Source organism: Rathayibacter rubneri (assembly GCF_023743255.1).
In the GTDB taxonomy this organism is placed as follows: Bacteria; Actinomycetota; Actinomycetes; order Actinomycetales; family Microbacteriaceae; genus Rathayibacter; species Rathayibacter rubneri.
In genome coordinates this window covers 1-10,331 of record NZ_JAMRYM010000109.1, presented here as the reverse complement: position 1 = coordinate 10,331, position 10,331 = coordinate 1, and the positions used below count along the sequence as shown (strand labels likewise).

The window sequence follows — 10,331 nt, the reverse complement described above, 5'->3', positions numbered from 1 at the left end:
ACGCGGTGGGCGGCGCGGCTCACGAGGCGGCCTCGGCTCGCGCGGGCTCGGGGTCAGCGGTTCCCGCCCGGGCAGGCGATCCCGACGCGCTCGGTCGGCGCCAGATGACCACCAGCACGGCCGTGACGACGAGCGCCCCGCCCGCCGCGAACAGCGCGAAGCGCGCCTCGGGGGTCGTCAGCGCGATCCCCGGCCAGCCGAGGAGCGGCACGACGGCCTCCTCGCGCCAGACGCGGTCGTCGGCGATGGTGAGGATCCACGGATCGGCGGCGGCGTTGTTGTCGCCCTTCGTGGTCAGGGCGAGCTCGCCGGCGTCGTGGTCGCGCAGCTGCGCCGCCTCCTCCTCGGAGTAGACCGACGTCACCCGGTGGATCACGCGGCGCGAGGAGGCGGTGGGGTCGGTGAAGACGACCACGTCGCCCGCGCGGATCTCGGACTGCGCCGCAGGCATGGTGACGGCGAGCGAGCCGACGGGCATGCCGGGCGAGGCGGGGGCGGGTCCGGGGACCGGGTCGTCGATCGGCGCGCCGGATCCCGTTCCCGCCACCGAGAACACGACCCGGAGCGACCCGGCCGCGTTCTCGAGCGCGTTCCCCGCCGACTCCGGGAACGCGACGCGCACCCGGACGCCCACGGTCGAGCCCTCGGCGATCGGCCGGGCGGTCTCGAGGCGGCCGAGCGCCGAGGCGGGCCCGGAGCCCAGGGGCACGTCGCCCGACGCGCAGGTGAAGCGCTCGACGGTGCGGCCCTCGGGAGTGACCTGGGGCACGGCGTCGAAGGGGGAGTCGCAGAGGTCGACGGCGAGGCGGAGGCCGTCCTCGTCGGTGAGCAACGCGCCGTCGGAGTCGAAGCCGACCGCGAGCGCGTGCCCGGTCGAGTCGGTGTTGGTCACCTCGGCGGCCCACTCCGAGGAGTCGCCCGGGGCGAGATCGGCGAGCGCGACCGCGGAGGAGGAGCGCTCGCGCACGTCGAGGACGTCGCGCTGATCGGCGCTCGCCGCGGGCGCGAGGAGGACCGTCGCGAGGACGGCGCCGAGCGCGCGGGCGGCATGCATGGTGACTCCGGGGGAAGAAGGGGGTCCGCGCCCGACCGCGAGGGCCGGGCGCGGACAGGGGGACTACTGCTGGATGCCGTCGCGCTGGATCGCGGCAGCGGTGTACTCGATGGTCGCCGCGGCGTTCTCGTAGTCGTTGTCGGCGGCCGTCGGCAGCACGAGCTCGACGAGCGAGTTCAGCGTCGCGCCGGCACCGGTGTCGGACGGGAAGGTGCCGTCGACGGTGGGGGCGAGGCCGAAGTCGGCCGGGGTGAAGTCGATCGCGTTGGCGATGCCGCCGATGGTCGACAGCTTGCCCTGCGAGGTGACGGTCGTGTCGCCGGCGCAGGTGTACGGGCCGGTCGGCGCGGTCGAGGTCGTCCAGGCGACCGAGCAGGTGAGCAGGCGGTAGTCGAGGCCGTCGGCTCCGGTGACGAGCGACTCGCCGAGCCCGGTCAGCGCCGGGTCGTCCGTGCCGAGGGTCTCGGCCGTGACGGTCTGGTAGAAGCGGACGGACTCGACGAGGTCGCCGTCGTTCGTCGCGTTCGGCAGCTCGATCAGCAGCGGGCGCTGCACCGTGTCGCCGGGGGCGATGTCGGTGATCGTCCAGTCGCCGGTCGCGACGATGTCGAGCTGACCCGCGTCGACGGTCGTCTCGGCGGTGTCGGAGTCGGTGAACACGGCGAAGGCGCCGGCGCCGGCGAGCGCTCCCGCGGCGAGCAGGACACCTCCGGTGAGGGCGATCTTCTTCCACGGGGTGGTGCGGGTGGGTCGGGGTGCTGCGGAGGTCATGGCGACCGTTCCTCTCTGGTCAGTGCCCGGTGCGGGCGTGGTCTCCCTTTCGCAGGACTGCGCAGAGGGAAGCTTCAGGGGGCGGGCGGGCATCAGCAGCCCCTCGCCGAGACGACGGCCGGAGTGGTCACGGCGGTCGAGGCGGGTGACGCGACGCCGAGCCAGCGCTGCAGGTCGGGGCGGATCCGCCACTGGTAGCCGCGGCCCTCGCCGACCCGGTCGTCGGTGAACGAGGTGGCGGAGGCGGCGGGAGTCGCGACCACGGTCCACGCGCCGGGCGTCGTGCCCGAGGTGCGGCGCTCGAGCGTCCAGCCCGTGGTGCCGGCGACGGCGCCCCACGAGACGAGCACCGTGGGCCGGTTCGCCGTGCAACTCGCGACGGGGGTCGCGACGACGGCCGAGCGCGTCCACGTGCCCAGGCCCACCGCCCCGCTCGTCGCGTCGGTGTCGTGGAACCCGCGGCGCGTGAGAGGCAGCGGATCCACGGACACGGTGATCGTGGACGCCGCCGTGAGCGCGCCGTCGCTGAGCGTGTAGGCGATCGAGACGGTCCCGGTCCAGCCGTCGGTCGGGGGTGTGTAGGTGCAGGTGGTGCCGCACGAGAGGCTGCCGCGGGCGGCGGTCTGGGCCGTGAAGCTCAGGCTGGTTCCGGCGTCCTCGTCGGTGTCGTTCGCGAGCGGCGAGATCGCGACGGGCGCGCCTCCGGTGGTCGCGACGGCGCGGTCGGCACGGGCGACGGGCGCGTGGTTCACGGCGGTGACCGTCACCGTGACGCGCACGTTCCAGGTGCCGTAGGTGCTCTGCAGCGCGTAGTCGAAGACGTCGGTGCCGACGAAGGCGGCGATCGGGCGGTAGGTGCACTGGCCGCGGGTCGCCCCGGTGTCGACGCAGGTGACCGACCCCTGCACGGGAGTGGCGGGCGCGGGCGACGTCGCGCCTCCGATGCTCTTCGGCGTCGCCGAGAGCTGCGCCCGCGAGAACGTCGCGCCCGTGGCGACCGCCCCGTCGTTGGCCAGCACGTCGATCACGACCGAGCCGCCCTGCACCACCGTGGCGGAGTCGGCGACCGGGTCGGGCACGACCGTGATCGCCACGGAGGCGGTGCGGGTGAACGCGGGGCCGGTGGGCGGAGTCGCGGTGGCGGTCGCGGTGTTCGCGATCGTGCCGGCGGTGACGTCGGCCGCGGTGGTCGTGTAGGTGGCGGTGGCGCTGACGACCTGTCCCGGGGCGAGGCGGCCGGCGGTGCCCGGCCACGTGAAGGTCAGCGCCGAGAGCCCGGCCTTCGGGTCGCTGATGCCGACGCTCGTGAGGGTCGTGTTGCCGGTGTTCGTGGCGCGGAACGTGTAGGTGACGACGCTGCCGGCCGCGCTGATGAACGACGGGTTCGCCGTCTTGGTGAAGGCGAGGTCGTTGGCGCGGGTGAGCACGACGGTCTTCGACGCGGTGGACGTGACGGCCGCCCCGCTCGGCGGCGTGCCCGTCGCGGTCGCGGTGTTGAGCACGCTGCCCGCGTCGATGTCGGCCTGCGTGATCGCGTAGCTCGCCGTCGCGGTGACCGATTGGCCGACGCCGAGCGAGCCGGCGGTTCCCGGCCAGGTGCCGTAGGTCACGGCCACCCGCGGGTCGGCGATGGCGACCGCCGTGAGCGGGGTGTTGCCGGAGTTGGTCAGGGTGAAGGAGTAGTTGATCCGCGCGCCGACGACGGCGGTGCCGCTGAGCGTCCCGTCCTTGGTGAGCGTGAGACCGGGGGCGTAGCGGATGGGCGTGGTGGCGGTGCTGGTCGCCGTCACGGTCGCCGGAGTCGCCGCGAGCGTCCGCCCGCTGACCGTCGCCGTGTTGGTGAGCGCCGTGTTCGCGTTGATGTCGGCCTGCGTCACGGTGTACGGGGCAGACGTGAAGGTCGCCTGCCCGCCCGGCGCGATCTGCGCGGTGGTCGGCGTGATGCCGGTGACCTTCGGGTCGGTGACCGCGACTCCGGTCAGCGTCACGTTGCCCGTGTTGCGGGCGACGAAGGAGTAGGTGACCGTCTCGCCGACGTCGGCCCGGGTGTTGCCGTTGGTGTCGGCCAGCGCGCCGGTCTTGGCGAGCGTGATCGCGGGGGCGGGGGTGGTGATCGGGGCCGTCACGGTGGACGTGTTGCTCGTGATGGTGGTGGTGCCGGAGCGCCCCGTCGCGGTCGCGGTGTTGACGAGGGAGCCGGCGACCGCCTCCGCCGCCGTGACGACCTTGCTGCCGGTGCAGGTGACGGAGGCGAGCGAGGCGAGGGTCGTCACTGGACAGCTGACGACCGGGATCTTCGGGTCGCTGACCGCGATGGTGTTGATGCTCGCGAGCGAGGTGTTGGTGACCACGAACTGGTACGGGATCGTCTGGCCCTCGGCGTAGCTCGCGGGCTGGGCGGTCGTGCGGTCGATCTGCTTGACCAGGTTGAGGGCGCCGAGGTCGTTGATCGTCGAGACGGTGACACTGCGGATGAGGTGCGTGTCGCTCGCGCCGCCGGTCGAGGCGGTGAAGCCGAGCTTGTAGGTGGAGGGGGCCGCGGTGGTCATCGTGAACTGCATGACCTGAGTGAGCTGCGCGGCGGGCAGCCCGGCGCTCGCGCCGAAGAAGACGGTGACGACCGGGAACGCGGCGGGCGAGACGGTGACGCGGATCGTGCGGCCGTAGGAGGTGGGCGGGTTCAGCGCGGCCGCCGTGCCCGTCGTCGTCGTCGGCACCGCAGTGCGCAGTGTGCTCGCGACCGGAGGCGTGCCCGCGACCGGTGCTGCTCCGGCGAGGTAGCAGTAGCCGGTGCGCGCCTGCCCGGGGCCGCGCGCCACGATGCGGTTGGCGACCTGTCCGGGAGGTGCCGGAGTCGCCGGGCAGCCCGCGCCGAGCCCGCCCTGCGCCGCCGTGTTCGAGAAGTTGCCGTAGGCGTCGAGCCCGATGCCGAGGTATCCGCCGTTCACTCCGTCGACCGTCGTCGACTGCCCGTACCCGAGCGATCCGCCGGGCGCGCCCGCCCCCGTGAGGTTGCGCGACCCGTCGGTGAGGAAGAAGCCGATGCCGTCGGCGCCGTTGTTCCCGGTGGCGGTGGAGTACTGGTACTGGTCGAACAGCACGTCGATGCCGCCGGTGGCCGGGATGGCCCGGTTGAGCACCGCGCCGCCCTTGGCGTTGGTGCGGTTGTCGGTGAGCTGCAGGTAGCCGAGGTCGGCGGTTGTCGTAGGCGAAGCCGTGCGGTTGGTGCAGACGCCGAGGTTCGACGCGCCCGCCGGAGGGGCGGTGGTCGCCTTGGTGAGGCAGGCGCTGTCGAGCATCTGCCACGCGGAGTCGGGCACGCTCGTGCCGCCGAAGGACTCCTGCACGAGGAGGGTCGCGGCATCGGCGCGTTGGGCGGCGGTCGGTCCGATGACGAGGACGGCGGCGAGGAGCGCGAGGACGAGGGTGAGAGCGGTGCTGCGGCGGGTGGTTCCGCGGTGCCGAGGGCGGCGCAGTGATGCGCGCACTGCCGTCATGACCCGACCCCTTCTCGCGGCTCACCGGACCGTCCGAGCTGAGCTGGATCAAGATACGGTCGCGGCGAGAAGAGCCTTGTCCCCCTAAGGCGGCACGCGGGGGGAGGGGCCGTGGCCTCCTTTTCGGGGTGGGGTCAGGTGGCGGTCATGCGGTGCTCACAGAGTTCTCAGGATCCGCGGCGCGACGTGTCATCGCGACGGTGACTTCCGCGCCGTTGCGGGCATCGGGGCTGCTGGGCGGTGCGCTGCTCGATCGGCGACGAGGGGCACCTTCTTCGACGTATGGCGGAGAACGGCAGTGCCCTGACGCGAGATCGCGACCGCCTTGGAGCCGCTTCTGCATCTCGTCGGAGTGTCGGAAGACAGTCAAGGAACGCCGAAAGAGCGGGTCGCCCGAGAAGCCCCGTTCTCCCGGGTGGGAACGAGCCTTCTCGGGCGACCCGACGACTCAGAGCGCCGTATAGGTGCCGATCTCGGTGCGCACGACGCGGCCGGAGCCGACCGCCGCCGCGATCGTGTCCTCGACCAGCGCGCGGATGTTGTCCGTCATCCGCTGGATGCCGAGGAACGACATCGCATGCAATTCAGGACGGTGGGGTAAAGGAGCGCAGGTCGATCCGCGTCCACGAGACGGCTCAGTCGCGCTTGCGCTTGAAAAGCCCCGCGACCTTCCCGCCGACTGCATCGGCGGCACCTGCTACAGCGGATGCCGCTCCCTTGACCGCGGTGAGCGCCTGAGCCTCGTCCGGGATGCCGTCGCCGTCGAGGTCGACGCTGCGGAAGGGCCGCGAGACGGCGCCCGCCGCGGTCGCGACGCCGTCGCCCACTGCTCCGGCGGTTCCGGCGACCCAGGTGCCGGTCGACTTAGCGGCGTCCTCGAGAGCCGCGAGCGCGCGGTTCGGTTCGGAGTCGTCGTCCTCGCCGTCGAGCTTCACCGTGAGGGCGAGTCGTGCGGGGAACTCCTCCGGAGCCGCAGCGAATGCCGCGCGCGAAGCGTTGATGACCTCGCGGCCGAACACGAATCGCGCGATCCCGCCGGACAGTGCTCCGACTCCGTAGTCGACCGCAGCCTGCTGCTTTCCGGTCAGCGTGTCGCGGACGCCGTCGAGCTGGCCTGTTTGGATGGTCCGGACGAGGCTCTGAGCGCCTCCGGCCGGAAGCGAGTCGGCCAGCGTGCTCGCCCAGTCGGTACGCGCGACGGCGGTCGACGGACCGGTGGCGGTCTCGCCTGCGGACACCGCGGCGACGTCGGAGGCCATGACCGCGATCTGGTTGGCGCCGACGCGATCGTTCGTCAGCCCGTAGACAAGCGCCTGTGCCTGATCCTGGTCGAGGTCCATCCCGTGGATGTCGGCGAGCGCCAAAGCGAAGATCGCCGTGATCTCGAACTGCAGTTGCTCGTCGCCGGCGGGCAGCAGACTGGCCGCCCGCGACGCACCCGACTTCGCGGCGCCGAGGGCGACGTTCTTGGCGGCCGTCTTCACGGCGGCCTTCGTCGCCTCCTTGGTCGCCTTCTTCGCGGCCTGGGCGCCGGCGCTCTTCACCCCGGCTGCAGCGGCGCCGACTCCGGGGATCATCGCGATGCCGACGTCGGCCGCGATGGCGCCCGCTGAGATGAGGGCACCGGCCGCAGTGATCGAGGTGCCGTAGTGGCGCTCGAGCATCCGCACCAGGTCGGCGGGCGAGGCGTCGGGACGCCGGCGCCGCAGGCGCAGGACGTACTTGCGCGCGATCGAGTGGCGGGCACTGACCGCCTTAGCGATGTCGAGGACGGCCTCCTCTTCAGCGATCTCCGTCTCGAGCGTGATCGCCTCGACGGCGGTCGCTTCCTCGATGGTGTCGGTGGTCTGTTCGTCGGTCATGGTGGTTCCCCTCAGGTGTGCGGTGATGGTCAGCCGGCAGGCTCCCCGCTCCGCGAGCGGGGTCATCGATGTCGTGCAGTCATGCAGATCGTGGGCTGGTCGTTCCACCCGGTCGGCGGACTGGGCGCGGGGACTGGCGTCACCCGGTGGAGATCCTCCGTCCTCCCGTCGAGCCAGCTGTTCACAAGATGATCTCTCACGGGGTCGGGTGACGGAATTTAGGATCGCTTCGGCGCTCTCCTTGGAAATTCAGCACCCAGCCGCGCCCCCATCGCCGCAACCTCCGCCCAGGCTCCCGTCGCACGCTCCTCCTCGGACGTCTCACTCACTAGCGACGCGAGCCGTTCCCGCAACCGCAGCTCGGCAGGCGACAGCGCACTCTCGTGCCCGTCCGCCAGCAGGTACGAGTGCGCATCCGTCGCGAAGGCGCCGAGCGCATCGAGGAAGATCTCGAGGAGACGGGCCGCCTCGGTGAGGCGAGAACGGTCGAAAGGCACGCGCAGCATCGGCACCAGGCGCAGCCGGCCCTGCCAGAGGCGCTCGTCCAGCGGGTCCTCGAAGAGGGTCAGCGCAGTGGCGAGGTCACCCGGTCCGCTCGACGGGAAGGCGCGGCGGACGTCGTGGACGATTTCGTGGAAGTGGTCGTCGGTGAGGCCGAAGCCGACGAAGAGGAGGTGGCGGGTGGCGAGGGTGGCCTGCACGATCGCCGAGAGGGCGCGGCGCGAGGAGTCGAAGCCGAGGTAGTCGTCGCGGGTGAGGACGATGGAGGACGGGTCGTCGACGGTGCCGTGCAGCTTGAGCAGCCAGCGCTCGCTGCCCGCCTCCTGCACGCCGGGGATGACCGAGCGGGGTGTGCCGGCGTCGGCGGCGGCGGTCTCGAAGAGGCGGTCGTAGTTCAGTGTGATCGCCTGCTCGGAGTCGATCGCGGTGAGCAGGGCGGGAGCGAGTCCGTAGCGCTGCAGCGATCCGATCTCGTCGGCGACGGCCCTCGCGAAGGAACCGGGCTCCTTCTCATCGAAGAGGGTGGCGAGGTAGGAGGCCTGGTCGAGGATGTTCTTGTCGGCGAGGCGTGAGGCGGTGGCGCTGTCGAGCTCGATGCGCGCGGCCAGCTTCTGCAGCAGCTCGCCCCAGGACGGGCCACCGGCGCTGACGCTCGCACCGGCGCCGAGGAAGGGGACGAGACGGCCGGCTCGAGCTCGGCCCGCGAGGTCGTGCACCTCGTCGAGCATCGACGCCGTCAGCTCCGGCCAGGATGCCTCCGCCCGCCGCCGGGACTGGGCGAACGCATGCACGTCGTCGCGCCGGGTGACCAGCGCGATGTCGACCTGGAACTCCTCCGCCGCCTCGCGCAGCACGCGGAGCTGCTGCACGAGCAGAGCGTCGCGGACCGCGCCCGACCCTCCACCCGCGCTCGCGAACACCGGCACGGCCAGCAGGGGCAGCGGCCTGTTCGTCACGGGGTGCGCTCGGGCGACTCCGGCGGCCCGCTCGACGAAGGCGTGGAGTCGACGGGCGACCTCCGCGTAGCCCGTGGAATCCTCGGGGCCGGAGATGCGCCGCGGCGGCACCGCGGTGAGCACGGGGGTCGGCTCGCCCTCCCGCGGAGCGAGCGGCAGGGCGACGTCCTCCCCGCGAGCGAACTCGGCGGTGCGCACCGCGTCGACCCGCTCCTGCAGGCCCGGAAGCGCTCGCCAGAACGAGGTGATCATCAGCCGGGAATCGGTGGGGAGGAGCCAGGCGTCGCAGGCGAAGTTCAGCAGGCTGCCGCGGGTGACGAAGACGTGGGGGCGGGGCATGGGCTCTTCCTACCATTCCCTGCGAGCCGGGCTGGGTGCGGGAGGCCTCCGGGATCACCGACACCTGGACTCGCGTCGATCCCGCGGTCTTCGTTTGCCATTCCTCTGTGCGAGACCCGCGCAACTAAGGCTCATCAGCCGCGAATCGCGGGTCCCGGTGCGAACGCGACTCTCAGCCTTACTTCTGCAGCCGTCTGCTGCGGAAGAAGCGGTGGCGCGACTCCCGGAGCCGCCGCGCTCCTCAACAAATTGCGGGAACCGCTCGCGCTCACCGCGACTTCTGGAGATCGGGCGCAGCTCGGAGGCGGCGCCGACACGCGTCGCGACGACGAAGGGCCGGGGCCGCCCCGACCGGCGGAACGGAACGTCTCACGACATCCGTCCGCCGGCCACGGCGACCCCGGCCCTCGGCGCGGGTGACTCGCTACCGCATCAGCGGCAGGCGGTCAGCGACGCGACTCCCTCCGAGAGGGTGTTCGGGCCGCCGAGCAGCACGACCTTCGTGGCGCCCAGGTCGTCGATGTCGTCGAGCACCGCCTGCGGCACGCAGTCGGGCTTGACGGTGTAGAGCGGGTTGCGGGTGAAGCCGGCGGCGTTCGCTCCGGCGAGGGCGTCGGGGAACTTCTCGCCGGTGGCGAGGTAGACCGTCGACGCGGCGGTGAAGGCGTCGCGGTTGAGCAGGACCGACGTGTCGTAACGGTCGGTGCCTCCGATGCGGACGGGCGTGATGCCGAACGAGGTCTCGATGCCGGTGCTGACCGACAGCGGGTCGCCGGCGATCGTCAGCTTCTTGACGCCGAGGCCCCGCACGAGCGACCGGGTGCGGTCGTCGACGGTGCTCTGTCCACCGTTGATCAGGAGGACGGGTGCGCGGACCGAGCCGGCCGCGGCGGCGGCGGCGAGGGCGTCGGGGAACTTCTCGCCGGTGGCGAGCCAGGCCTGCGAGGAGCCCTTCGGGAAGGCGGCCTCGACGAGCTGGGCGGCGGTGTCGTAGCGGTCGACGCCTCCGATGCGCTGGACCTCACCGGTCTTCGCGTAGGCGGCGAGCTCGGTGGCGAGGCGCTCGCTGACGCTCAGGTCGGAGCCGACGACGACGATCTTGCTCGGCTTGAGGCGGCGCAGCTCGTCGCGGACCGGCTGCGACATGGAGTCGCGGTCGACAAGCAGCAGCGGTCCGTTCTGCTTCGCGGCGGCCGGAGCGGCGGCGAGGGCGTCGGGGAAGTTGCCGCCCGTGGCGACGAAGACGACGGGCACGTTCGCGGCGAACGTCGCGGCCGAGACCTTCGCGGCGGTGTCCTGGCGGTCGCTGCCGGCGATGCGGGTGACAGTGAGGACCCCGGGGTTCGACGTG

At 72.3% G+C, this 10,331-nt stretch carries 7 protein-coding genes; all 7 read right to left on the bottom strand.

The window, feature by feature from the left end:
* Window positions 1-19: 19 nt before the first annotated feature.
* Window positions 20-1,054 carry a S24/S26 family peptidase gene (locus NB037_RS16895; RefSeq protein ID WP_251947841.1) on the bottom strand — a complete coding sequence of 345 codons (1,035 nt, stop codon included), beginning with the start codon at window positions 1,052-1,054 and terminating at the stop codon, window positions 20-22.
* A gap of 63 nt (window positions 1,055-1,117) precedes the next feature.
* The gene (locus tag NB037_RS16890) at window positions 1,118-1,825 is read right to left on the bottom strand and encodes a TasA family protein (protein WP_251947839.1); all 708 of its coding nucleotides are present in this window, start codon (window positions 1,823-1,825) and stop codon (window positions 1,118-1,120) included.
* Window positions 1,826-1,917: 92 nt separating this feature from the next.
* Window positions 1,918-5,322 (bottom strand): CLIPPER-2 domain-containing protein, encoded by a 3,405-nt coding sequence (locus NB037_RS16885; protein WP_251947837.1) that lies wholly within the window; start codon window positions 5,320-5,322, stop codon window positions 1,918-1,920.
* Window positions 5,323-5,770: 448 nt separating this feature from the next.
* The gene (locus NB037_RS19710) at window positions 5,771-5,896 is read right to left on the bottom strand and encodes a hypothetical protein (protein WP_279309050.1); all 126 of its coding nucleotides are present in this window, start codon (window positions 5,894-5,896) and stop codon (window positions 5,771-5,773) included.
* A 61-nt stretch (window positions 5,897-5,957) separates the two neighbouring features.
* Window positions 5,958-7,184 carry a hypothetical protein gene (locus NB037_RS16880; RefSeq protein ID WP_251947835.1) on the bottom strand — a complete coding sequence of 409 codons (1,227 nt, stop codon included), beginning with the start codon at window positions 7,182-7,184 and terminating at the stop codon, window positions 5,958-5,960.
* A 218-nt stretch (window positions 7,185-7,402) separates the two neighbouring features.
* Entirely contained in the window at window positions 7,403-8,980 is a 1,578-nt protein-coding gene (locus tag NB037_RS16875; RefSeq protein ID WP_251947832.1) for an SIR2 family protein, read from the bottom strand.
* 432 nt (window positions 8,981-9,412) lie between these two features.
* The coding region (locus NB037_RS16870) for a cell wall-binding repeat-containing protein (protein ID WP_251947830.1) at window positions 9,413-10,331 on the bottom strand (919 nt) is incomplete at its 5' end.

Coding starts and splice junctions, on each gene's coding strand:
- NB037_RS16880 (WP_251947835.1), bottom strand. CDS start 7,184: ATGACCGACGAACAGACCACCGACACCATCGAGGAAGCGACCGCCGTC.
- NB037_RS16885 (WP_251947837.1), bottom strand. CDS start 5,322: ATGACGGCAGTGCGCGCATCACTGCGCCGCCCTCGGCACCGCGGAACC.
- NB037_RS16875 (WP_251947832.1), bottom strand. CDS start 8,980: ATGCCCCGCCCCCACGTCTTCGTCACCCGCGGCAGCCTGCTGAACTTC.
- NB037_RS16895 (WP_251947841.1), bottom strand. CDS start 1,054: ATGCATGCCGCCCGCGCGCTCGGCGCCGTCCTCGCGACGGTCCTCCTC.
- NB037_RS19710 (WP_279309050.1), bottom strand. CDS start 5,896: ATGTCGTTCCTCGGCATCCAGCGGATGACGGACAACATCCGCGCGCTG.
- NB037_RS16890 (WP_251947839.1), bottom strand. CDS start 1,825: ATGACCTCCGCAGCACCCCGACCCACCCGCACCACCCCGTGGAAGAAG.